21 protein-coding genes, 1 pseudogene and 1 riboswitch are annotated in these 23,699 nt (G+C 69.8%); of the genes and pseudogenes, 13 read left to right on the forward strand and 9 right to left on the reverse strand.

Features of this window, described 5'->3' with window-relative positions; translation table 11 throughout:
- Positions 1-18: 18 nt before the first annotated feature.
- Entirely contained in the window at positions 19-999 is a 981-nt protein-coding gene (locus tag OG798_RS45785; protein ID WP_328759019.1) for an NADPH:quinone reductase, read from the reverse strand.
- 19 nt (positions 1,000-1,018) lie between these two features.
- Positions 1,019-1,537 (reverse strand): PadR family transcriptional regulator, encoded by a 519-nt coding sequence (locus tag OG798_RS45790; RefSeq protein WP_328759020.1) that lies wholly within the window; start codon positions 1,535-1,537, stop codon positions 1,019-1,021.
- Between the two features lie 160 nt (positions 1,538-1,697).
- Here OG798_RS45790 and OG798_RS45795 point away from each other — a divergent pair.
- Positions 1,698-3,478, forward strand: a pseudogene (locus tag OG798_RS45795) (FAD-binding dehydrogenase).
- 253 nt (positions 3,479-3,731) lie between these two features.
- Here OG798_RS45795 and OG798_RS45800 read toward each other — a convergent pair.
- Genes OG798_RS45800 through OG798_RS45815 form a run of 4 tightly spaced genes read right to left on the reverse strand, consistent with a single transcriptional unit; the run spans position 3,732 to position 6,887 of the window.
- Positions 3,732-4,544, reverse strand: coding sequence for an energy-coupling factor ABC transporter ATP-binding protein (locus OG798_RS45800; protein ID WP_097223784.1), 813 nt, complete (start codon positions 4,542-4,544; stop codon positions 3,732-3,734).
- Entirely contained in the window at positions 4,544-5,413 is an 870-nt protein-coding gene (locus OG798_RS45805; RefSeq protein ID WP_328759021.1) for an energy-coupling factor ABC transporter ATP-binding protein, read from the reverse strand. The genes OG798_RS45800 and OG798_RS45805 overlap by 1 nt, the downstream gene beginning before the upstream one ends.
- Positions 5,410-6,150 carry an energy-coupling factor transporter transmembrane component T family protein gene (locus tag OG798_RS45810; protein WP_179436343.1) on the reverse strand — a complete coding sequence of 247 codons (741 nt, stop codon included), beginning with the start codon at positions 6,148-6,150 and terminating at the stop codon, positions 5,410-5,412. Before OG798_RS45810 ends, OG798_RS45805 begins: the two co-directional genes overlap by 4 nt.
- A 41-nt stretch (positions 6,151-6,191) precedes the next feature.
- Entirely contained in the window at positions 6,192-6,887 is a 696-nt protein-coding gene (locus tag OG798_RS45815; RefSeq protein ID WP_177324041.1) for a hypothetical protein, read from the reverse strand.
- A gap of 378 nt (positions 6,888-7,265) precedes the next feature.
- Here OG798_RS45815 and OG798_RS45820 point away from each other — a divergent pair, with 378 nt between their 5' ends.
- Genes OG798_RS45820 through OG798_RS45850 form a run of 7 tightly spaced genes read left to right on the forward strand, consistent with a single transcriptional unit; the run spans position 7,266 to position 14,560 of the window.
- Positions 7,266-8,258, forward strand: a complete 993-nt coding sequence (locus OG798_RS45820; protein WP_097223783.1) for a thymidylate synthase — start codon at positions 7,266-7,268, stop codon at positions 8,256-8,258.
- 19 nt (positions 8,259-8,277) lie between these two features.
- Complete coding sequence (locus OG798_RS45825) at positions 8,278-10,128, forward strand: B12-binding domain-containing radical SAM protein (protein WP_147474132.1); 1,851 nt, start codon at positions 8,278-8,280, stop codon at positions 10,126-10,128.
- Positions 10,129-10,161: 33 nt separating this feature from the next.
- Positions 10,162-10,845, forward strand: coding sequence for an SAM-dependent methyltransferase (locus OG798_RS45830; protein ID WP_095851056.1), 684 nt, complete (start codon positions 10,162-10,164; stop codon positions 10,843-10,845).
- A 5-nt stretch (positions 10,846-10,850) separates the two neighbouring features.
- Positions 10,851-11,666 carry an HAD family hydrolase gene (locus OG798_RS45835; protein WP_183121363.1) on the forward strand — a complete coding sequence of 272 codons (816 nt, stop codon included), beginning with the start codon at positions 10,851-10,853 and terminating at the stop codon, positions 11,664-11,666.
- Positions 11,654-12,190 (forward strand): adenylate kinase, encoded by a 537-nt coding sequence (locus tag OG798_RS45840; RefSeq protein ID WP_143669650.1) that lies wholly within the window; start codon positions 11,654-11,656, stop codon positions 12,188-12,190. The genes OG798_RS45835 and OG798_RS45840 overlap by 13 nt, the downstream gene beginning before the upstream one ends.
- A gap of 57 nt (positions 12,191-12,247) precedes the next feature.
- On the forward strand, positions 12,248-13,423 hold the full coding sequence (locus tag OG798_RS45845; RefSeq protein WP_095851053.1) for a GNAT family N-acetyltransferase: 1,176 nt from the start codon (positions 12,248-12,250) through the stop codon (positions 13,421-13,423).
- Between the two features lie 18 nt (positions 13,424-13,441).
- Positions 13,442-14,560, forward strand: coding sequence for a hypothetical protein (locus tag OG798_RS45850; protein ID WP_328759023.1), 1,119 nt, complete (start codon positions 13,442-13,444; stop codon positions 14,558-14,560).
- Here OG798_RS45850 and OG798_RS45855 read toward each other — a convergent pair.
- Positions 14,547-15,521: a phytanoyl-CoA dioxygenase family protein gene (locus tag OG798_RS45855; RefSeq protein ID WP_328759024.1), complete on the reverse strand. Its 975-nt coding sequence runs from the start codon at positions 15,519-15,521 to the stop codon at positions 14,547-14,549. The genes OG798_RS45850 and OG798_RS45855 overlap by 14 nt on opposite strands.
- Positions 15,522-15,602: 81 nt before the next feature.
- On the opposite strand from OG798_RS45855, the gene OG798_RS45860 reads away from it, so the two are divergent.
- The 4 genes from OG798_RS45860 (at position 15,603) to OG798_RS45875 (ending at position 19,446) form a co-directional block, all read left to right on the forward strand.
- Positions 15,603-16,913: an MFS transporter gene (locus OG798_RS45860; RefSeq protein WP_121414066.1), complete on the forward strand. Its 1,311-nt coding sequence runs from the start codon at positions 15,603-15,605 to the stop codon at positions 16,911-16,913.
- Positions 16,914-17,033: 120 nt separating this feature from the next.
- A riboswitch (cobalamin riboswitch) is annotated at positions 17,034-17,182 on the forward strand.
- Positions 17,183-17,217: 35 nt separating this feature from the next.
- Complete coding sequence (locus tag OG798_RS45865) at positions 17,218-17,439, forward strand: CbtB domain-containing protein (protein WP_054232543.1); 222 nt, start codon at positions 17,218-17,220, stop codon at positions 17,437-17,439.
- 23 nt (positions 17,440-17,462) lie between these two features.
- The gene (locus OG798_RS45870; protein WP_095851049.1) at positions 17,463-18,215 is read left to right on the forward strand and encodes a CbtA family protein; all 753 of its coding nucleotides are present in this window, start codon (positions 17,463-17,465) and stop codon (positions 18,213-18,215) included.
- A 334-nt stretch (positions 18,216-18,549) separates the two neighbouring features.
- Complete coding sequence (locus tag OG798_RS45875; protein ID WP_257017432.1) at positions 18,550-19,446, forward strand: hypothetical protein; 897 nt, start codon at positions 18,550-18,552, stop codon at positions 19,444-19,446.
- 61 nt (positions 19,447-19,507) lie between these two features.
- Here OG798_RS45875 and OG798_RS45880 read toward each other — a convergent pair whose 3' ends face one another.
- Positions 19,508-19,906: a VOC family protein gene (locus OG798_RS45880; RefSeq protein ID WP_095851047.1), complete on the reverse strand. Its 399-nt coding sequence runs from the start codon at positions 19,904-19,906 to the stop codon at positions 19,508-19,510.
- 96 nt (positions 19,907-20,002) lie between these two features.
- Between OG798_RS45880 and OG798_RS45885 the strand changes: the two genes are divergently transcribed.
- Positions 20,003-21,016 (forward strand): helix-turn-helix transcriptional regulator, encoded by a 1,014-nt coding sequence (locus OG798_RS45885; protein ID WP_328759025.1) that lies wholly within the window; start codon positions 20,003-20,005, stop codon positions 21,014-21,016.
- 55 nt (positions 21,017-21,071) lie between these two features.
- On the opposite strand, the gene OG798_RS45890 is transcribed toward OG798_RS45885, so the two are convergent.
- Positions 21,072-23,501, reverse strand: a complete 2,430-nt coding sequence (locus tag OG798_RS45890) for a SpoIIE family protein phosphatase (protein WP_328759026.1) — start codon at positions 23,499-23,501, stop codon at positions 21,072-21,074.
- Positions 23,502-23,699 lie beyond the last annotated feature (198 nt).

The raw sequence follows: 23,699 nt of genomic DNA on the forward strand, positions 1-23,699 counted from the left end.
CCGGTCGGTCGGGGACGGTCAGTGGGGGATGGTCACCAGCACCCTGCCCCGGCCGCCGGCGTCGACGCGGTCGTGGGCCTTGGCGATGTCCTCCAGCGGGTAGCGGTCGCCGACGTCGACGGTGAGCGCGCCCACGGCGGCCGCGGCGGTGAGGTCGCGGGCGGCCTGGCGTCGGGCCTCGGCGGGGAAGTCGTCGCTGCCGAGCAGCCGCAGGGTGACGTTCTTGAACAGCAGCGGCCAGAAGGGGATTTCGGTCCGGTCGGCCCGGGTGGCGTAGGCGGCGATGACCGCGTCCGTCGCGGCGACGGCGGTGTCCAGGTCGGCGTTGTCGGAGAGTGCCACTTCGATGATGCGGTCCACGCCCTGGGGCGTGTACGTGCGGATTGCCGCCGCCGGGTCGGCGGAGTCGAGGGCGACGGCGTGGGACACGACCGCCGGGTCGACGCGGTCCAGGTCGTCGCCGCGGCGGACGGTGGCGAGCACGGTGGCTCCGCCCCAGCGGGCGAGCTGAGCGGCCAGCGAGCCGACCCCGCCGAGCACTCCGTGCACCAGCACGGTCCTCCCCTCCACCGGCCCGTCGCCGAACACGGTCCGGTGCGCGGTGATCCCGGGAATGCCCAGGCTCGCGCCGAGTTCGTCGCCGAGGTGGTCGGGCAGCCGAACGGCCAGGTCCTCGGGTACGACGGTGTACTGGGCGGCGGTGCCGAAGGGCCGGTACGACTGGGCGCCGTGGACCCAGACCCGCTGTCCGACCCGGCGCGCGTCGACACCGTCCCCCACGGCATCGACCACCCCGGCGGCATCGCTGTGCGGAATCACCCGCGGATACGGCATCGACGAGCCGAGCCATCCGCGCCGCTTCTTCGTGTCTCCGGGATTCACCCCCGACACGGTGACACGGACTCGAACCTCACCGGGGCCGGGCTCGGGGTCGGGGAGTTCGCCGACCCCCAGCACGGCCGCGGCCGGGCCTTGTTCGTCGTACCAGGACGCAAGCACGTGGAACCTCCGTCGTCTCTCAGCTCGCGGGTTCTTCGAGCGTAGGGGGAGTGTTCTCGGTGCGCGCGGCGCCGGCCTCGGGCGCGTCCTCGCCGAGGACCTCGCGGAGCCAGGCCCGCTCGGCGCGGCCGGTGGCGCGGGCGGTGAGCAGCATGCCTCGCCGGTAGGGGTCGGGGACCTCCTCCGTGTGCAGGGGCCGGTCGCCGTCGTAGAAGAAGCTCGCCGGTTCCTCCAGGAACGCCAGGACGGTGAAGAAGCGGGTGAAGTCGGTGATCTCGTGGTCGGCGGGCTTGCGCAGCCGCTTCAGCATCTCGGCACGGCCCGCCTCGGTCAGGGTCAGCACGTACCGCGCGGCCCCTGCGCCGGGCTCGGTGCGCCGCTCCAGCAGGCCCGCTCCGGTCAGGCGGCTGATGGCCGGGTAGCGGCTGCCCTCGCTGACCGGCCGCGTGTACCCGGACAACTGCGCGACGCGGCGCCGCAGTTCGTACCCGCGCAGAGGCCCCTCGGCGAGGAAACCCAGGATCGCCAGTTCCAGCATGCCGCCATCTTCACGGCTTGTTCGGGGGGCGGTCGCAACCTCGCCCGCGCGGCCTGGCTTTCCTGGGTGCTACCGGCGGTAACAACAGAAGTGTCCCGGCACACCCTCGTGTGTCTGGCGCACCTCACGCACCTCCCGTACCTCTTCCGGAAGGCGCCTCATGGAGAATTCGGCGTCCCCCACGGTGATCAGCAGACGAAGAGCCCTGACGGTGGCCGGCGGCGTGGTCGCCGGTGCCGCCCTCGCCGCGCAAGCGTTACCGGCGTTCGCGGCCGGGTCGGCGGACGCCGACGCGATCGTCGTTGCGGTGGCCTCGCCGGTCTGGTCGCGACGGCCGAACTGGCCGCCGCGGGGCGCAAGGTACTGCTCCTGGACCATGAACCCGAGTCCAACCTGGGAGGCCAGGCGTTCTGGTCCTTCGGCGGTCTGTTCCTGATCGACTCCGACGAACAGCGGCTGATGGGAATCAAGGACTCCCGCGAACTGGCGTGGCAGGACTGGCTGGGCACGGCAGGCTTCGACCGCGGTGTCGACGACCCGGGCGGTCAGGACTACTGGGCCCACAAGTGGGCCGAGGCGTATGTGGACTTCGCCGAGGGGGAGAAGCGGTCCTGGCTCTACGGGCTGGGGATCCGCTGGTTCCCGATCGTGGGCTGGGCCGAGCGCGGCGGCGGCCTCGTGGACGGACACGGCAACTCGGTGCCCCGCTTCCATGTCACCTGGGGTACCGGTCCGGCCGTGGTCGAGCCGTTCGAGAAGCAGGTGCGGGCCGCGGTCGCGAGCGGGAGGGTGACCTTCAAGTTCCGGCACCGCGTCGACGAGATCGTGCGCACCGGCGGTGTCGTGACGGGTGTGCGTGGCGCGGTCCTCGAGCCCAGTACGGCGGCGCGCGGCAAGGCCAGTTACCGCACGGTGGTGGGTGACTTCGAGCTCCGCGCTCCGGTCGTGATCGTCACCTCGGGCGGGATAGGCGCCAACCACGATCTGGTACGGCAGAACTGGCCGGCCCGGCTCGGCACCCCGCCCAAGTTCATGGTCACCGGTGTGCCGGCGTATGTGGACGGGCGGATGCTGGGGATCACCGAGGCGGCGGGCGGTCGTATCGTCAACCCCGACCGGATGTGGCACTACACGGAGGGCCTCAGGAACTACGACCCGATCTGGGCCAACCACGGCATCCGTATCCTCCCGGGACCGTCGTCGATGTGGTTCGACGCGACCGGCAAGCGTTTCTCCGCCCCCGACATGCCCGGTTACAACACGCTGCACACCCTCAAGTCGATCACCGACAGCGGCTACGACTACTCCTGGTTCGTCACCACGCAGAAGATCATCGCGAAGGAGTTCGCGCTCTCCGGTTCCGAGCAGAACCCGGACCTCACCAACAAGGACATCCTGAAGCTTCTCTCGCGCATCTGGCAGACGCCGGAGCCGATCGAGAAGTTCAAGAAGAACGGTGTCGACTTCGTCGTCGCCTCCAGCCTCTCCGAACTCGTCACCGGGATGAACAAGCTGACCGGCGACGGCCTGATCCAACTGGCCGATCTCCAGCGGCAGATCGAGGCGCGGGACCGGGAGATCGACAACCCGTACACGAAGGACGTCCAGGTGATGGGCATCCGCAACGCGCTGGCCTACACGGGGGATTCGCTCAGCCGCACCGCCGCGATCCACAAGATCCTGGACCCCAGTGCGGGACCGCTGATCGCAGTGCGGCTCAACATCCTCACCCGCAAAACCCTGGGCGGCCTGCAGACCGATCTCTCCGTCCGCGTTCTGGATGCCTCCGGCGCCCCGGTTCCCGGTCTGTACGCGGCCGGTGAGGTCGCGGGATTCGGCGGCGGAGGGGTGCACGGATACCGCTCCCTGGAAGGCACCTTCCTCGGCGGCTGCCTGTTCTCCGGACGCCAGGCAGGACGCGCGGCGGCCGCGGCGATCTGAGCCGCACGTCGGTCGCAGACTCGGCTCCCGGCGCGCGCGACGACTCTCCACCCACCGGCAACTCAGTGGTCCTGACAAAGACATTGGACGTGTCGGTGGGTGATGGGGCAGGTGGACAACACGTCCCGCGCGGCCACCTCCGGGCGCACCGGCTCGGAGACGCGGCCGCCGAGGCGCGATCGAGTTCGGCGGCGAGGCCGCGAGTGTGGAGGAGGACGCGGACGGCGCCCGACGGGGCTCGCCGCGTTCCTCGTCACCGAGCCGCGGCGTGGTCGGTCAGCTGGTCCAGGAAGCTGTCGACCGTGGCGACGGGTGCGGGCCAGCCGAGTCGTCGGCCGAGTCGGGCCATCTGGGGCTGTTCGAAGGCGGACATCGACGGGCTCCTGTCTCCCTCCAGCCAGCGCTCCACGGGACCGTCCCACCGCACGCGGCCTTCGGACAGGACGACGACCCGGTCGAAGTTCTCCGCGCAGAAGTCCGTGTCATGGGTGATGGCGATGATCGTCTTTCCCCGCTCGTGCAGGTCTTCGATGAGTTCTTCGAGCAGGACGAGGGAGCGGTGGTCCTGGCCGGTGGTGGGTTCGTCCAGGACGATGATCGGGGTGTCCATCGCGAGGACCGAGGCGAAGGCGACCCGTTTGCGCTCGCCGAACGACAGATGACGGGGATGACTGTTCGCCTCCCCGGTCAGACCGGTGACCTGCAGTGCCCACTGCGTGAGGGCGGTCCGGCGCTCGGCAGGGAAGCCGAGGTTGCGGGGGCCGAAGCCGACTTCCTTGGCCACCGTGGCGGCGTGCAGCTGGTCGTCCGGGTTCTGGAACACGAAGCCCACGCTGCGGGCCAGCTCGGCGATCTCGAGCCCGGCGGCATCGCGACCGTCCACCGTGACCGTCCCCGACGTGGGGCGGGCGATGCCGATCAGGTGCCGGGCCAGCGTGCTCTTGCCCGCCCCGTTGGGACCCACGACCGCCACACGTTCGCCGGCCCTGACGGTGAGCGAGACGTCCGCGAGCGCGGTCGTTCCGTTCGGATAGCGATGGGAGAGGGAGTCGACGCGCAGCACCATCACATGCCTCCGGCGGTTCTCGTGCTCTTCAGCGAGGCGGTGAATCCTTCCGCCGCCGCCTCCAGGGTCACCGGCAGCGGGCGGTCCGACTCCCACAGGCCGCGCCCCGCGGCGCGGCGTGCGGCCGTGGTGTAGCGCAGCGGGGCCACTCCCCACTCCGTGAGCCTGGGGTCGGTGAGGACATCGGTCGGCGGCCCGTCTGCGGCGATCCGCCCCTCGTTCAGGATCAGGACGCGGTCCGCGCACCGGGCCGGCCGTTCCAGCCGGTGCTCGAACAGGATGACGGTGACGCCCTGCGCCCGGAGGGTCTCCAGCACCTCGAACACCATGCCGGTCGCCACCGCGTCGAGCTGTGAGGTCGGTTCGTCGAGCACCAAGACGGCCGGTCTCATCACCAACGCCGATCCGATGGCCAGAAGCTGCTGCTGCCCCCCGGAGATTTCGTACGGGGAGAGGTCGGCCAGGGGGGTGAGCCTCAGGTCGGCCATGACCCGATCGACGCGTCGGATCATCTCGGCCCGCTCGACGCCGAGGTTCTCCAGACCGAAGGCGAGCTCCTCGCGCAGCGAGAACCGTGCTCCCGACAGCTGGTTGAACGGATTCTGCATGACCAGGCCGACTTCGCCGACGAGTTCGGACGGCTGCGTCTGCGCCAACAGCCGCCCACCCACCCGTGCCGATCCCGTGGTCTCGCCGCCGGTCATCTGCGGGACGACGCCGCTGATGACTCCCGCGAGGGTGGTCTTGCCCGCGCCGTCGGCGCCGGCCACGGCACAGAACTGGCCACGCGGCACAGTGAGATCGATGTCCTGGAGGGCGGGTCGGGAGCCGGTCGGATAGGTGAGGGAGAAGTCCCTGAATTCGATCACCGGAGCACTCCGAGTACGTTGGTGACGACGGCGGTGAGCGCGCACAGTCCCATGACGGTCCGGGCGCCCCGCTGTGCCGCGGTGTCCGGCACCTCGGTCAGATACGTGGGGCGGCGGGTGGTGCCGAAACCCCGGGTCTCCATGGCCACCGCACGGTCCCCCACTTCCGTGAGGGCACCGAGGATCAGCGGCCCGGCCATCGGAACCAGGGCCCGGACCCGGCCGCGCAGCCCCGTGACCGGCAGGCCGCGCGCCTGCTGGGCGTGCATGATGCCCTGGGCCCGGGTGGTGAGGGCGGGCGCGATCTGCAGGGCGGCCGAGACGACGTAGACGGTCTTCGGCGACATGCCGCGCTGTGTCATCGCGCTCATCAGCGCGCCGGGTTGCGTGGTGAGGAGAAGCAGGAAGAATCCCCCCATGAGCGCGAGGAGACGCAGTGCGGTCTGCGTGGCAAAAACCAGGCCCTCATATTTCAATTCCAGGGGGCCGATTTCAGCCACCACCCGGTGAGTGTCCGGATAAAAAAAGCCCTGAATCAGGTAAACCGTGAGCGCGACGGGCACCCACAGGGCAAGAAGCATGGGCACGAATTTACGCAGGGTTCCTGAAATCATCACCATGGGAAGTACCGTGGCGCAGAAGAGCAGCAGCGGCCACCAGGTCATGGTGAGGGCGAATGCGGATACGGTGACAGTGACCGCGAAGGTCAGCTTGGTGAGCGGATTCAGCCGGTGCACGGGGGAGTCGTCGGTCGCGTGCGGGGATATGTCCATGCGGGTCACGTCCTTCTCGGCATGAGGCGGTGAACCGCCAGTACCCGATGCTGCTGCACAAAGGGGAAACGGTGCACATAGCCGGAGGGCAGGCCCGCCAGCAGGGTCAGGGCCAGTGCGACGGTCAGCGCTTTGTCCAGGGGGTCCGCGACCAGCCCTTGCAGGCTGGCGGCCTTCAGCATGCTGTTTCCGTAGGCCTGGAACGTCGCGATGACGGCCGACTGCCCCACCGTGCCGCCGGCGTTGCCGAAGACGAAGGCGGTGATGGGGGCCGAGACGATGCCGGCGGCCACGCCGATCACACCTCCCGCGAGCAGGGCGGTCGGCAGGCGCCGGAACCAGCCGGCCCGCGCCAGGGTTCCCGCGATGAAGCCGATCAGGGCGGCGGTCACCGCGTAGGGCAGAGCTCCGGGCGTGATGGTCATCCCGACGACGATGCTGGCCAGAGCCCCGGTGGCGGCGCCCGCGGCCGGTCCGGCCAGGACGCCGACGAGCACGGTGCCGATCGAGTCGAGTTGGAGCGGCAGGCCGCTGAAGTAGACGATCTTTCCCATCACGATGTTGATGGTGATCGCCACCGGCAGCAGGGCCACGGTCGTCGTCGGCAGCCCTGCCACCGCGCCGGAGACGATCAGCATCGCCCCGAGGGTGTAACCGCACAGGGCGAGCAGGGCGGCCGGGCCGCCCACGCCGCCGTGCACGGAATCGGGTTTGGCTGAAATCAGCCCCCCGTAAGTGATGGCGACGATTATCGCGCCGATCCCGATACGCCAACGTGGAGAGAGGCGCCATGGGTTTAACAAAATCCGGCCTGTCACTTGATCTGCCACCCCCGTGTGTGGGCAGGCCCCATTGGCCGCCGGTCATCATGCAGAGGCCGAGTCGTCGGTGTCAACACCGACTCGCGTCCGCCAGACGGGGACGTATTTCCCTTCGTCAGGGAATTGAAAACGTCATTGACAAACGAAGATCTTCAACGCTCTACTCGATTGAAACCGAGCTCGCCGCGGATGTCGCTTTGTCCGTTTTGAAGGCAGGTGGCGAGTTTTTCGTCTATCAGTGGAAACGGGGAAGATGTCATGGCCAACTACCAGTCGTTTGCGGATTCCTACACGGCCGGGCTGCGCGACGTACTCGCGGACGGCAATGACGTGGACTCGGTGCGCGATCCGCTCTCCAAAGCCTCGGGTTTCGGCCAGAACGACCGTCCGTATCGTGAGCTCCTGGCCTACCAGAGCCGTATCGCCGACCCGACCTCCTGTCTCGCGGTCACCCCGCACCTTCCGGTCAATCTCTCCTACTGCTTCGGTCTGCTCGCCTGGTCCCTGGACGGCCGCAACGACGTCGACACCCCGGCGTACTACCGCCGCGGCGCCCATGAGTACTCGGACGACCAGCACACGCTGAGTGGTGCTTTCGGCCATCGGCTGCTGACCTCCAGGGGCAACCAACTGGAGGAAGTGGTCGGCCGTATCGAGCGCGACCCCGCCCACCGGCGTGCGTTCGCCCTGGTGTTGCAGCCCGAGGACAATTTCCGCCAGTCGCGGGAGTACCCGTGCGCCGTGGGCGTCCACCTCTTCCTCAGGGACGGCGCGCTCACCTGGATCACCGTCATGCGAGCCCAGCAGGCGCTGACGGTCCTGCCGTACGACGCCTTCCTCTTCATGGGGATGCAGCAGTACGCGGCTTCGCTGCTGAACGTCCCGAGCGGCCCGTACATACACCAGTCGGGGACCTTCCACTTCTACGAGAACGAGGTGGAGCTGGCCCGGAAGGTCACCGAAGCGCCGGTCGAGGCCGTGGCGCTGCCCGCGTTCCCGGGCACCCCGGACGGCGGCCGGGAGACCGCGCGCGAACTCATCGACTTCGAGCGGCGGCTTCGGCTCGCGGCACAGTCGGGCGACGTCTCCACCGTGGACGAGATCGCCACGCACAAGGCGAACACCGAGTTCGCCGACGTGGCCCGGGCCTGCCTGGCCACCCACGCCTACCGCAAGCTGGGCGACACGACGTCGCTCGTGACCAGCCCGGCGTCGAACGGTGGCGTCGCGAACCTCATCGCCGCGATCTGATCGCGCCGGGGAATCACACGTGAGGACAACGATTCGTACCCCGCTGAAGCCGCACCGTCCGGACGCGGCGGCACCAGGCGGGAAAGTGACGGAACTCGTCGTCCGGCGGCGCCGGTTGTTCACGGCGTACCCGGGCGAGGCCCGGTTCACCTATCCGGTCATGGCCGCCCTGGTCCCGGTGGCGACCAGCAGAGGCGGGGAGGTCGCCTATCCGGGTGATCCGATGTGCCTGTACTCGGCACTGACCCTCACCATCCAGCGCTCGGTGGCCCGCCTGAGCGCGGGGCTGCCCGAGGAGCCGTCCCTCGACGACGTCTGCCCCGACTGGGGGCACTGCCCGGACGACGACTACCGCCGCACGGCGAACGGGCCGCGGACCACGCTGATCGCCGACAGCCGGACCACCGACGGCCACGTCTTCGACCCCCGCATCTGGGACGAGGTGGCCCAGGAGCGGTTCATCGCCGAGCTCCGCGCGCTCCAGCCCAAGGTCCTCCTGCTCAGCGCGGTGTCGGCGGCCCACCGGTACGCCCTGGAGATGGCCGAGCTGGCCAAGGCCCACGCACCCCACTGCGTCGTCGTCCTCGGCGGCCGGCACGCCGACGAAACGATGAAGTACCGCGACGCCGACGGCACGGCGGACTTCTCCTGGAGCAGCACGGTGGAGGTCGTGCGCGACGGCCGCGCGGCTCAGGTCGTCGACTTCGTGGTCGCCGGTGACGGCGCACCCCTGCTCGACCTGCTGCTGCGCGCCCTGTCCCTGACGGTCACGCCCGGCTTCGGTCCGACCGACAACGCGGCGGTGCTCGACGCCCTCGCGCTGGTCGCCGACGCCGAGGAAACACTCCGCGGTTCGGGCACGATCGTGGGCTTATGCCCCGGTGAGGCCGTGGTGGTGCCGGTGCGGGGCGAGCGACTCGGCTCGGCCGAACTCCCTTCGCCGTACGAGGCGTTCTCCATCCGCGCGCGCTTCGGCGTCTTCACCGAGGCGGGCAGCCACCCCCTCGGCAGCCGTACGGCGCACATGATGACGCTGGACTCCTGCCCGTTCAAATGCACCTTCTGCTCGGAGAGCATCCAGGTCTCCCAGCGGCCCACCCGCTTCGCGGTGAGCGAGACCGAGCACGTGGCACAGCGCGTCCGCCGGCTCATGGACTGGGGCGCGGAAGCCGTGTTCTTCGACGACCCGGTGTTCTGGGGCGGGAACTGGAAGGCGATCACCGAGTTCTGCCAGGACCTGCTGCGCCAGGGCACGGACCTCCCCGGCGGCACCCGCCTGGAGTGGGGCGGACAGCTCACCGTCGACGTGGTGCTCAACCGTGCCAAGGCCGACGAGGTGCACGCTGCGCTCGACCTGATGCGCCGCAGCGGCTGCACCTACATCTACATCGGCATCGAGAGCATGGCCGAGAGCGTGATGGCCCACGTGGGCAAGAACCTGCTGCGCCGTAACCCCGAGGCCTGGGTGGGCAAGGTGCGCGAGGCACTCGCGATCATCCGGGGCCACGGCATCCGGGTCGGCAGCTCGGTCCTCTTCGGTCTGGACGGCGAGAGCCGGGAGACCATCGAGGAGACGATCGAGCAGATCGGCCGGCTGATCGACGACGAACTGCTCGTCATGGCCAGCCCCAACATCCTCACCTACCATCCGGGTACGGCGATCACCGCCGCACACGGCCAGGACCGACTGGACTATCACTCGCGCAAGGACAACAGGCCCCCGTACACGTACTTCGAGGAGGCCTATCCGGAGGTCGTCTCCCAACTGCTCACCGAGGACGACATCTGGTACATCCACAAGTCCGCGGCCGAGCGCTGGGGCACCGTCCGCAACAGCGCGGCCGAGCCGCTGACCGAGGCGGCCAGATGACCATCATCACCGACAACAGCCTTGGGAGGGCGCGTGCTTGACGTCGATCGCAAGAGTTACTGGGGCGACTACTACTCCTACTTCCCCGCCCTGGCCCGCTACATCCCGCTCGGCGAATACGCCCGGCGCGTCCAGCCGCGCGCCTGCGTCCTGGGCGTCTCCGACGGCAAGTTCGCCCTGCCCCTGCTGCGCGCGGGCTGGCAGGTCGTCGGCGTGGAGAGCGACGACCTCTTCCTCAACGGCGGTGAACTCGACCTCGTCGACGGCCACCACGACATCGTGGGCCTGCGCCAACGGCTCGCCGCCGAGGGCCTGGAGGACCGGTGCACCGTGGTGGAGCAGGACTACATGACCCTGCCTGCCGAAGGCGACTTCCAACTGGTACTGGGCAGCGGCCTGTGGTCGATGCCGCCCAACCGGGCCCACACGATGGAAGCACTCGTCCACCACGCGATGGACATGGTCGCTCCGGGCGGACTCTTCTTCGGCGAGTACCTGATCGGGCTCAACGACGACGAGCGGAGTTGCGGCTACTACCCGACGGCCACCGAGATGGAGCGGATCGTCACCCGGCCCGGCTGGGAGCTGTTCGAGAACGCCGACCTGGGCATCCGCGGCGAGAGCCACCTCGGCTACGAGCAGTGGCACTACCACCGGTACGCGGCCGCCATCGCCCACCGCATGCCGCCGCCCCGTGAGCCCGCTCGGGAGAAGTGACCTTCGTGACCGGAACGCATCTCAGCGGCTGTCCCCGCATCCGGGGGGACAGCCGCCCGGCTGTCGTGGTCACCGATCTCGACGGCACACTGCTGCTGTCCGACGGCAGCGTGAGCGAGCGCGCGGTGGCGGCGCTGCGCGCGGTCGCCGCACAGGGGACCCGCGTCGTCTTCGCGACGGCCCGCCCGGCCTGGTCCGCCCGCCGGCTGCTGTCCGCCGCGTCCGGCCTGGGCGCCTTCCTGGTGTCGTCGAACGGCGCCGTCGTCAGCGATCTGGACGGCGGGGGCGTACGACGGATCCGGGCGATGACACCCGCCACCGTCCGCGCCGAGATCGCGACGCTGGGGCAGCGCCCCTGGGCCGTGGACCGGGAGCACGACCGACTGATCGGCCCCGGCTGGCCCGACATCCTGGCGAGCGGTGCCGGGACGGCCCTGCGCGTCGCTGACGTGCCGGACGGCTCGCCGGTGCTGTGCCTGATGGTGCACATCGATTCCGCCGCTCCGCCTGCGGCACTCGGGGTGCGGGGGCCGGTGCGGTGGACCTCCTCGGGGCCGGGACTGCTGGAGGTGTCGGCCCCGGAGGCGGACAAGGTGTCCGCGGTGGCCTCGGTCCTCGCCGGCCTCGGCATCGGCTGGGACCGGGTCGTAGCCTTCGGCGACGCGCCCAACGACACGGGGCTGCTCGCCGCCGCGGGCCTCGGCGTGGCCGTCGCGAACGCGAGCGCGGACGTACGCGAGGCCGCCGACGCCCTCACCGCGTGCAATGACGACGACGGCGTGGCCGCCTGGTTGGAGGGAATGTGTCTGTGCCACGTGTGAAGACCCTTGCGGAGGCCCGCCGGGTGTGGATCGTGGGTGGTCCCGGCTGCGGCAAGTCGACCCTCGCCCGCGCCCTCGCCGAACAACGTGGCATCCCGCCCGTCACGCTCGACGCCCTCTTCTGGGGACCGGCCTGGACACCGGTGCCCACGGAGGTCTTCCTCGCCGGTGTCGAACGGGAACTGACGGCCGACACCTGGGTCGTCGACGGTCAGTTCGCCGCGAGCGTCGAGGCCTTCGCCCACCGAGCGGACTGCGTGGTGTGGACGGATCCGCCGCTGCGTGTCACCTGGCCGCGCCTGCTGCGCCGTACCGTACGGCGCTGGATACGCCGTGAGGAACTCTGGGGCGGCGTCCGGGAAACGTTCTGGACCGTCGTCGGCCCCCGGTCCATCCTCTGGTACGCCGTGCAGGTCCGCAACTCCCAACGGCTCGCCAACCAGAGGCTGTTCGACGAGCTCAGCGACACCGGCATCCTGCTCCTGCACACGCGCGACAGCGATGTGCGCTCTCTGCTGAAATGAACCCCGGCACCGTTTCCCCCTACACTCATCCGATCCACCTTTTCTGGAGTTTCCCCCATGCACGTCTCCTCGTACGACTCCGTTGACCAGCTGCCGGCGGCGGAATGGGATGCTCTGGTGATCGGCGGAACGATCTACTCCAGCAGCGGCTTCGCCGGTGTACGCGCGGAGGAGTTGCCGCCCGGAGCCGCCGCCCGCTATCTGCTGGCGCGTGACGCGCAGGGAACGCCGGTCGCGGGAGCCGAGGCGTACGCGTTCACTCGTCCGCCGCACCTGCTCTACACCCCCGCCGACCTGCTCGCCGGTCTGATCGACGACGAGAGGCATGCCCAACTCGCTGCCCGGCCCATGGTGTTCGGCGCGGGCTGGTCGGAGTTCCGCGGCCAACTGCCGGGCCGCGAGGGAGCGACGGCACAGGAGCGCGCGCAGGCGGTGCAGGCGCTCACCGCGCGGACCCTCGACTTCGCCCGAACCGCCGAAGCGGACGTGCTCGGGTACTACTACCTGCCCCGGGCGGAGGCGCTGGAGGTCGCCGAGGCCCATGCCGAGGACGGGGCGGTGGTCCTCTACCACGACGTGGAGACGGTCCTGCCCGTCGGTCTGTGGCAGAACCTGGACGACTACTTCGCCTGGCTGCCCTCCGGCCGACGGCCCCGGGCCCGGCGGGAGAGAAGGGACTTCGGCCGCAGCGGGAGGACCATCCGCGAGGTCTCCCTCCCCGAAGTCGTCAAGGAGATCGCCCCGCTCAACAGCGCGCTGATGCGCAAGCACGGACACGCGTACGGCGAGGAGCGCGCGGCAGCGGTGTACGACCGCCAGGGCCGCCACCTCGGCGACCGCAGCACGCTCCTCCTGGACGAGGACGCCGGGCAGCCCATCGGTTTCGCGCTGCGCTACCGGCACGGCGACACGCTCTACGCGCGCGTGGCTGGTTTCGACTACTCGGTGCCCAACGTGGCCGACTATTTCAACCTGGTCTTCTACCACCCCATCGAGTCGGGCGCCGGTCGTACCGTGCGGGCGATCCACCTCGGTCTGGGCACCTTCCAGGCGAAGCTGGCGCGCGGCGCCCAGCCGCATCCCCTGTACAGCGTGTTCGTGGGAGTGGACCGGCCGTTGGCGGCGGACGGGACGAAGGTCCGCGAGCGCAACCGGGCCGAGGCGGAGGCGTTCGGCGCCGAGTACGGCCAGTACGTGGTGGGTGGGCTGAACACCGACGACTGGCTGCTGTGAGCAAGGGGAGGAAGGCACATGCCTGATGTGAGGCACTTCGAGACGATCGACGACATCGACCGGGAGGCCTGGGACGCGCTCGCGCCGGGCAGTTGCTTCTACCAGAGCCATGCCTGGCTGCGGGGTCAGGAGCGGCCCGAGTTCGCCACCCCGGGTTACCTCACGGTCGAGGCCGACGGCCAACTCCTCGCGGGGACGCCGTACTACGACTTCCCGTCGGAGAACGCACCGCCCCTGCCGGACGTGTCCGAGGGCCACACTGTGCTCAGACTTGGTACCCGTACCGGCTACCACAACGAGTTTCTGCTGCCGAAGGATCCCGGAACGGCAGGGGAGGCGCTCGACGCCCTGGTCGCCGGTGCCGCCGAGAGGGCCGCGGCGCTCGGCTGCGACGCGTTGCTCTTCGACTTCCTCACCACCGACAGTCTGCGGCTGCTCGCGGGCCGGTTCGGGGTGCGGGCGCAGCTGCGAGCCGCCGAGGCCGTGGTGCACAACGACGTCGGCACCTTCGAGTCCTACCGTCAGCTGCTCGGCCGCAACGTCCGCAAGCGCGAGTACGAGATCCGGCGCTTCACGGACTCCGGGCTGCACGTGGAGACGGCCCCGCTGTCCGCGTGCGTCGACGAGTTCGCGCCACTGGTCGGCCAGACCATGGACCGGTACAACGCCTCCCTCGACCTCGCGGAGATCCACACGTTCCTCACCGTCCAGGCGAACTGCCTGGACGACCTGAGCACCGTGTTCCGCTGCGTCGACGAGAAGGGGGAACTGGTCGGCGCCAGCCTGTGCTTCGCCTGGCGGGACACCTTCTACGCCCGGGTGGCCGGCTTCGACTACGAGCGGACGCGCAACACCTACGAGTACTTCAACGCCGTCTACTACGAACCGCTCCACCACATGGAACGCAACGCGATGACCACGCTCCACCTCGGGCCCTCCTCCCTGAAGGCGAAGGTTCACCGGGGGGCCTCGCTGCACCCCCTGTGGGCGGCCGTCGTTCCCCTGCCGGCCACCGCGCCCGCCGGACTGCGACGGGACACGGTGGCGGACCAGGCTCTCGCCGACGCGGTCCGTGAGGAGGCGGGCGCCGGCATGAGCGAGGAGGAGTGGGACCTGACCCGCGTCACTCCCCTGTGAGGGAGGCCTCCGGGCCGCCGGGCTCGCCGACGGGCCACAGCACCGGGCAGAACTCCGGGTCGGAGTAGTCCGGTTGACCGGCGGCAGTCCTGCGGACCAGGAAATCGTGTTTGTAGGGCTCCTGCCGGCCGTCGGACAGGGTGTGGTCGCGGTAGGTGTTCGTCCCGTCCTGGAGATGGAAGGAGATGGCCCGGCGCGGCCGGGGACTGCGGTTGGCGCCGCTGCCGTGGTAGAGGAGGCAGTGGTGGAAGGTCATGTGTCCTTTGGGAATGTGCACCGGAACCTTCTCGACCACGGCGCCGTTTCGCTCCGCGTCACCGTTCAGGAGATAGTCGCGCCCCACATCCTGAGGATCACCGACCGGCCGGGCGGCGCCGTGCCGATGCCGCCAGCGGTGGCTTCCGTTCACCATGGTGATCGTGCCCGACTCCTCGGTGCAGTCGTGGAACGGAATGAAGGCGGTGAGCATTTCGTCCGACGAGCAGGTGGGCCAGAAATACTTGTCGAAGTGCCAGGAGACAATGTTCGACTTCTCTTCGGCGATGGGCGGCTTGTAGATCAGTGTGGCCTGGAAGACGCGTATTCCAGGAGTCTGTGCCAAGCGGGCGGCCACCGCCCCGATGATGGGTTTCCTCAGGATTTTCCTCATCGTTTCGTCTTGGTAGTGGATGTAGTCGTTGTTGCGTTGGACATCTCCGTCGGCGGGGGTCCAGTCGGCCAGTCGGTCCGGCCGTTTCGGAAGCTCCCGATCGCGCTGACCAGCGTAGTAGCGCTCGCTCGCGTCGGTCAGGGCGTCCACTTCGGCGTCGGTGAGCAGCTTCTCCGACAAATACCAGCCACGCTCCGAATAAAGCCGGACATCTTTCTCGGACGGGAGCAGTTCGACTTCCTCGGCGGTAAGTCCTGAATGGTCGTACATTCCGCGACTCCTGTTACCGTGAATGGGGTGCAACAGCGACATCCACCCGCACGCTAGCGGACCATGGTGCGCCATGCTAGCGTTGCCGTGATTTTTTTCATGAAGACTTGACCGGGGGTTGCGGTGGCCATATTCGACAAGGATATTCGAATCCTGATCGCGGACAACAAAGACTTCCGCAACATCTGGCTCGGAGAAACCTCGGCGCATTTCGGCGGACAGCTGACCAGTTTTCTCCTACCCTTGATCGCGGTCACCTACCTCCATGCGGACGGCACGGGCGTGGGACTCGTCTCGGCGGTGCAGTTCGTCCCCGTCGTGGTGCTCTCGCTGATCGCCGGTGTCATGGTCGACCGGTATCCGCCGCGCCGCACCCTCGTCGCCGCGAGTGTCGCTCAGGGCGCGGCGCTTGCGGTGCTCGCCGCGTTCCAGGCGGCCGACGGGCTGAACTTCGGCCAACTTGTCGTCGCCGCCGCCGTGATCGGTGTCGCCACCGTCTTCTACGAAGTCGCCTACCAGTCCACGCTGCCCAGGCTCCTGCCGCTGAACTCCATCGCCGCGGCCAACGGCCTGCACCAGGCGACGTATTCGGTCAGCACCCTCGCCGGTCCGGCCGCGGCCGGCTTCCTCGTCGGCCAGTTGGGGGCGTCGCCGACCCTGACGGTGGCCGCCGCATGCTCCGCCGGTGCCGCGGTGAGCGGTCTGCTGCTGCGGGGCGTCAAGGCCCCCGAACAGCCACGTGAGTCGGCGCTGAAGGCGATCGGCTCCGGGCTCCGCTACACGTGGTCCCTGCGCCCGATCCGGGACCTGTGCGTTCAGGCCGGCCTATCGAACCTGCACGAGAAGGCGTTCCTGACCGTCTTCCTGGTGTTCGCCGTCCGTGACCTCGACATGAGCGGCACCACCGTGGGCGTGATCACCGGCATCGGCAGTGTGGGGGCCCTGATCGGCTCGCTCTGCGCCACCCGGCTCACCCGACGGTGGGCCGTCGGCGGTGTGCTGGCCCTGGGTGCGGTGCTGGCCGCGGTGGGTCTGCTGCTCGTACCCGCCGTCAGCCAGGTCGGCGGGTACGTCGCCGTGCTCGCGTCGGTCGCCATGATGGTGAACGGCTTCGGCGTCGCACTGTTCAACGTGTTCGCCGTCAGCCTGCGGCAGGCCATTCCGCCGGAGCACCAGATCGGCGCGGTGACCGCGAGCTACCGCCTTGTCGCCCTGGGGACGCTGCCCCTGGGAGCCCTCGTCGGCGGTGCGCTGGCTGACGCCCTGTCACCCGGCACGGCCCTGTGGGCCGTCGGGGTCTCCTACCTGGTCGTCTCGTTCTGGCTCACGTTCTCCCCCCTCCGCGGGGCTCGCACGCTGGAGGAGGCACAGAAGCTCGGTCGTACGACGGACACGCCCGAGTCCCAGGACGCGGACCGGTCCCCCTCGGTCTGAGAGCGAGGCCGGGGCCCCGAACTCAGCCGGGTTCCGCCACGGCTGACCCGCTGTTCACAGGGGACCGCCCACCTGGTGCGAGAGGAAGATCACGCCAGGTGGCGCGGTCTTGGCCCCACACCCGACACGCGGTACGGTCGGTGCGATATCGATGACGGCAAGACGGAAGCCGGTGGGAAACCGGCACGGTCGCGCCACTGTGAACGAGAGGCTCCAGCCCGCTGGGACCCCTTGTGAGTCAGACCCGTAGCCGTCGTCCAGTGCACCACCGAGATGGGACGCGAACTCCCGAGGAGGCCCTGCCATGGCGCAGACCGTCGCCCAGCCGACAACCACCACCCCCGTCGTTCCCGCCAAGCTGCCGCTCAAGGCGATTGCTCCGTGGGCGGTCTTCTTCGGCATTCTGATGCTCGTCCTGCTGTACTTCGTCGGTGCCGAACAGGGCGCCACCTCCGTCGTCTCCGGCTCGGACGTCCACGAGTGGGTACACGACGCCCGCCACCTTCTCGGCTTCCCCTGCCACTGACCGAGGGGAACCCCAGCACTCCCATGAACTCCGCGACGGTAAGAAATCTGCTCGTGCGGGGCATGTTGGCCGGCCTCGGTGCCGGCCTGCTCGCCCTGGTTGCCGCCTACTTCCTCGGTGAGCCGAACGTCGACAGCGCGATCAGCTTCGAGGAAGCCCACTCCCACGAGCACGAGATGGAGATCGTCTCCCGGTCTCTGCAGTCCACCGCCGGTCTCGCCACCGGCGTCCTGGTCTACGGCGTCGCCTTCGGCGGCATCGCCGCGCTGGCCTTCTCCTTCGCGCTCGGCCGCGTCGGCCGCTTCAGCCCGCGGGCGACCGCACTGCTGCTGTCCGGCTGCGCGCTGCTGGCCGTGTACGTCGTGCCGTTCCTGAAGTACCCGGCCAACCCGCCGTCGGTCGGCAACGCCGACACCATCGGCAAGCGGACCACCCTGTACTTCCTGATGATGGTGCTCAGCGTGCTCCTCGCGATCGCCGCCACCATCCTGGGCAAGCGGCTGGCACCCAGGATCGGCACCTGGTACGCCACCGTTGGCGCGGTGGCCGCCTTCGCCGTCGTGATCGGTCTGGCGTACGCGTTCCTGCCGGTCATCAACGAGGTGCCGAAGGACTTCCCGGCCACCCTGCTGTGGCGGTTCCGTCTCTCCGCACTGGCCATACAGACCGTCCTGTGGGGCGGATTCGGCCTGGTCTTCGGCGAGTTGGCCGAGCGCTTGCTGAACCCCAAGCCGGTGACGGCCGCCGCGAGCGGACGGGTCGCCGTCCCCAGCTGACCTGACGCGCCACACGAGTGAAGGCCCCCGGAACCATCCGGGGGCCTTCTCGTGTTGTAAGTCCCCTACCATCGGGGTGTGTTCCGTGGAGAGAGTGGTCAACCGGTGAAGGATTGACGGGAGTTGTTAAGAGTTGAAAGAATCCAGCTCGCTTCGCCGCGTCTGAAGTGAGCGAAGCGACACGAGTGGCTTGGGCGGCATGCCTGCCGCCGGTTCTGCGTCGGGTCATCCCGTTCTGCCGTCCGCGTCGGTCACTCGCGCGCCATCACCTCCCACACTTTCGATTTCACAGAGGCTCATCTTGTCGCGTTCGCAACACTCCAGAACTCTGGCTGTGCTCGCCGCAACCGCATTCGCCACCTCCGCCGTGCCCCTGCTCGGCGCGGGGGTGGCCAGTGCCACGACCGCCGGGGCGTGCGAGTCCGCCACGGTCCAGTACCGCATCGTCGGCGCCGACGGAAACGTCGTGGGCGCCGACTGGACCTCGCAGGGCGGGTTCCATCAATGGGACACCGTTCCCGGGAGCGTCCAGGTCCGGCTGGCTCCGGGCCAGACGGTCGGGGAGGGCTGCAAGTACCCCGTGTCCCTCGCCGAATACACCACCGAGGGGCCGAACTGGTACGTCTCCGGACACCAGAGCCTGGTCGACAAGGCCACGGTCTACCTCACCGCCGACGACGTCGCCGGTACGGACGACGCGAAGCGGACCTGGCAGAAGCTCACCGTGAAGGCGCCGGACTGCTACGGCCAGATCGACCTGTACGGCGACGACATCACCTACGACGGGAAGACGGGGGAGGGACACGGCCCCGTGCCCTACGAGCCCGACAACGTCGTCACCCCCTACCACCTCATAGCGGCGTGGAACGGGGGCGAACAGCCGTGCACCCCCGGCCCGTCGGACTCGCCCACCCCGACGCCGTCGACCCCGACCACTCCCGCCACCCCGGTCACGCCCACGACTCCCGCGGGCGGACAGCCTCCCGCCGAGGAGACGACCCCGCCTCCGACCAGCCCCAAGCCCTCCACCACGCCTCCCACGACGCCGGACGTGCCCCCGCTGGAGTCGACGCCGCCCGCCACGCCCAAGCCGTCGCCCAGCGACAGCGGGCCGCCGCTGGCGGAGACGGGTGCGAGCGCGCCGGTCGGCACCCTCGCGGGCGGCGCGGCCCTGGTGGTCGCCCTCGGTGCCGGGGCGGTGTACGCGTCCCGCCGCGCACGCCGCTCATGACCACGGCGCGAGGGGTCACCTTCGCGGCGTAGCCCAGCCCGCCGGCTCCGCCTCGGCGTCGTCAGGAAGCGAACTTCTTGACGGCGTCAGGGCTGACCGGGGTGAAGAAGTTGACGAGGTTGCCGTCGGGGTCGCGGAACAGCAGCGAACGGTTGCCCCAAGGCATGGTGGTGGGCTTGTTGACGAAGTCCTCCACGAAGCCGGTGAGGTTCTCGTACACGCCGTCCACGTCGTCGACGAGGAACTCGATGATCACGGAGCGGTTGTCGGACGGACGGGCGGCGTCGGGCGCGAACAGCGGCACGGTGCGGACGCCGGCGATCGCGAGAGTGGCTGACGCCGTCCGGAGCTCGGCGAAGTCCTGGTGGGACCAGCTCGCCCGGATGCCGGTCGCGCGCTCGTAGAAGTCGACGAGGCGTGCGACATCGCCCGTGATGACGCGGATCGAGACGAGGTTCACGATGATCTCCCGGTGAGTTCGGTGGGATGCGTACTCACGGAGGCTAGGAGAGATAGCGGACACATTCCGCCCGGTATCGCGGGGATACTTCTGAGCATGCCCAGGCCCACAGCTCGCGTGCTCACCCTGCTGGAGCTCCTGCAGTCGGGCGGCATCAGGACCGCCGCCGAACTCGCCGAGCGGCTCGACGTCGACGAACGCACCGTGCGCCGGTATGTGGACCACCTGGTCGACCTCGATGTGCCCGTCGAATCGGTGCGCGGCCGCTACGGCGGGTACCGGCTCGCCCCCGGCCACCGCATGCCTCCGCTCATGCTCGGCGACGACGAAGCGCTGGCCGTGCTGCTCGGCCTGATCGCCGGTCGCCGAGCCGGGCTGCCGACGACCACGGGCACCGCCCATGAGACGGCCACGGCCAAGATCCGGCGCGTCCTGCCGAAGCACCTCGCTCGAAGGCTCGACGCCGTGCTCGACTCCCTCGCCTTCACCGCTCCGCCCGACGAGACGGCCGCACCGGAGAGCGCGGTCCTGCTTCCGATCGCCGACGCGATCCGCCATCGCCGGCCGATCTCGATCCAATACACCGCCGGAGACGGCCGGCACAGCGCCCGCACGGTGCACCCGTACGGGCTCGTCGTCCACTCGGGCCGGTGGTACGTAACCGGTGCGGAGCCCGAGAGCGGTGCGGACCGCACGTTCCGGCTCGACCGCATCGCGGACGCGAGGTCCCTGCCGGGCTCCTTCGAGCCGCCCGCGGGACTCGATCCGGCGCGGCGCGTCGTGTCGGGGTTCGCCGAGGCTCCGTACCGGCACGAAGTGATCCTGTGGATCCGGGGGACGGTCGAGCAGATCCGTGTCCGGCTTCCGGCCAGCGTCGCGATCGTCGAGGAGCCGCGGGCTTTGGGACGCGCGGACGGTGATGCCGAGCTCTGGTCGCGTGTCCGGTTGCGTGTGGAACGGCTCGACTGGTTGCCTCCGGTGCTCGCGTCGCTCGATCTGCCCTTCGTGATCGAGCGACCCGACGAGCTCCGCGATCTCGTCGTCGCGCTCGCCGACCGGCTCGTGAACTCCGCCCGGCGGCGTCCGCCCGAGGTACGACCGGTGCCGTGAGCCCGCCACCACCGTCACGGTCGGCGCCGGTGGCGGCGCGGGGGGCGTGCTGGTGTCAGGCGGGCAGTGGCTGTTCGGCCCAGATGGTCTTGCCGGTGGGGGTCTGGCGACTGCCCCAGCGCTCGGCGACCTGGGCGACCAGCAGCAGCCCGCGCCCGCCCTCGTCGAAGACCCGGGCTCTGCGCAGATGGGGGGCGGTGTTGCTGCCGTCGGAGACCTCGCAGATGAGCGTGGAGCCGCGGATGAGGCGTAGCCGGATCGGCGCCTCGCCGTAACGGATGGCGTTGGTGACCAGTTCGCTGACGATCAGCTCGGTGGCGAACGCCGTTTCGTCCAGCCCCCACGCGGCCACCTGTTCGCCCGCCACCTTGCGGGCCCCGGCGACGGCCGCTGGATCCAGCGGCAGGTGCCAGGTCCGCATCTGCCGGGCGTCGAGCGCGGAGGTACGGGCCAGGAGCAGGACGATGTCGTCGGCGGGAGGGCTGGTCAATGCGGTGCTCAGCACCTGGTCACAGGTCTCCTCCAGCGTGTCGGCCGGACTGCTGAGCGCCCGGCGCAGCAGTTCGAGCCCGACGCCGATGTCCCGGTCGGCGGTCTCGACCAGGCCGTCGGTGTAGAGAGCGAGCAGGCTTCCCTCACCGAGCTCCACCTCGGTGGACTCGTACGGCAGACCGCCGAGGCCGAGCGGCGGCCCGGCGGGCAGGTCCAGAAACCGCACGGTGCCGTCCGCGGTGACCAGGGCGGGCGGCGGGTGCCCGGCGCGTGCCATGGTGCAGCGGCGGGACGCCGGGTCGTAAACGGCGTACAGGCAGGTGGCCCCGACCTCACCCGACGTCTCCTCCGCCCGTCCGCGCGCCTCCGGACCCTCTTCCCGGTCGAGCCTGATGACGAGGTCGTCGAGCTGGGTGAGCAACTCGTCGGGGGCGAGATCGACGTCCGCGAGAGTTCGTACGGCGGTCCGCAGGCGCCCCATCGTGGCCGAGGCCTGAATGCCATGGCCCACCACATCGCCCACGACCAGGGCGACCCGCGCGCCGGACAGCTGGATCACGTCGAGCCAGTCCCCTCCGATGTCGGCTCCGGAACCGGCCGGGAGGTAGCGGTAGGCGACCTCCACCGCCGTGAGAGCCGGTGGCCGCTCGGGCAGCAGACTGCGTTGGAGTGCCAGCGCCGTGCGGCGTTCATGGGTGTAGCGGCGAGCGTTGTCCACGCTCACCGCCGCCCTGGCGACGATCTCCTCCGCGAGCAGCAGGTCGTCCTCGCCGAAGGACTCCGGCGTCCGGTGCCGCAGGAAGTGCACCATGCCCAGGGTCACCCCCCGGGCCCGCAGGGGGACCATCATCACCGAGTGGATCATGTACTTGCCCACGGTCGCGGCACGGGCCGGGGATGATTCGACCCACGCCCGCAGCGCCGGGTCGTCCGACCGGTGCCGGGTGCCCCGGCCGCTGACCAGCGCCAGCACCGGCAGCGAATCCGCCGGGTAGCGCCCCGTGCCGCCCGAGGCGACCACCGACTCCGGGCATCCCTTCAGTACCGATCGCTGCGCGGCGCGGCGGACCGTGACCGACTCGCCTGGCGGCACCGACCGGGGCTCCTCGCCCTGCGCCACGGATTCCAGCAGGTCCACGGTGACGAAGTCCGCGAACCCGGTCACAGCCACCTCGGCCAGCTCTTCGGCCGTTCGGGTCACATCCAGGGTGCTGCCGATGCGAAGGCTCGCGTCGTTGAGCACGGCCAGACGCTGTCGGGCCCAGTACTGCTCGGTGGTGTCGAACACGGTCGCCGACAGCCCGTGCACCGTGCCGTTCTCGTCCTTCAACGGCGACAGGAACATCGACCACGCATGCTCCCGCGTCTCGCCGGGAGCCTGGCCGTGCTGCTCATGGAAGATCATCTCACCGGTGCGCAGCACCTCCCGCTGGAGGCGGTCGTACTCGTCGAAGGGCCAGCTCGGCTCGATCTCCCACAGCGTCAGGCCCCGCATCTCCTTCTCGGTCCTGCCCATCACCCGCGTCATGACCTCGTTGGCGGCCACGAGCCGCGCATCGAGGTCGTAGACCGCCACCGGCAGCGGGAGCTGCGCCAGCGTGCGGCCCCACATCGCGGCCGCATTCGGGTCGGACGGTCCGGCAGGGTTCGTCAGCGCCGCGCCGGTCACCAGCCAGAGCCTCCGGCGCGCCGCGTCCACCAGCGGGGCTCCCCGGAGCCGCACCACGACACGACCACCCTCCCGGTGCCGAAGGGCCACCTCGGTGGCCCACTGGCGCCCTTCGGCGATGTGGCGCCGCGCGGAGGCGGGCAGGTCGGCGGCGAGCAGGTCGGTGGCGTGGCGGCCCACGATCTCTTCGGGTTCGTAGCCGAGCAGCTGCGTGGCTCCGGCACTCCACACCATGACCGAACCCCGGGCGTCGACGACGACAGCGGAGTCCTCCGGTACGGGCGTCGGCACCTTGCCTCCGGATGCGACGTGCTCGCTATCCATGGGTTCTTACCCTCGTCCTCGCCTCGGCGGAGCCCTGAGGAGCGCCCGGAGGTAACCGGGCGCACATCGAGGGCGTCGTCTCCAGCCTCCCGCGGCGCCGTTCCGCCCTCAAGCCAGGGCATCGGCCGTACGCCCGATCCGTACGCGCAGTCGGGTGGGGCGTTGCCGCCTTGCTCGTGTCGCCTGACCGGCGCACTC

The sequence above is a fragment of the Streptomyces sp. NBC_00271 genome, from assembly GCF_036178845.1.
Lineage (GTDB): Bacteria > Actinomycetota > Actinomycetes > Streptomycetales > Streptomycetaceae > Streptomyces.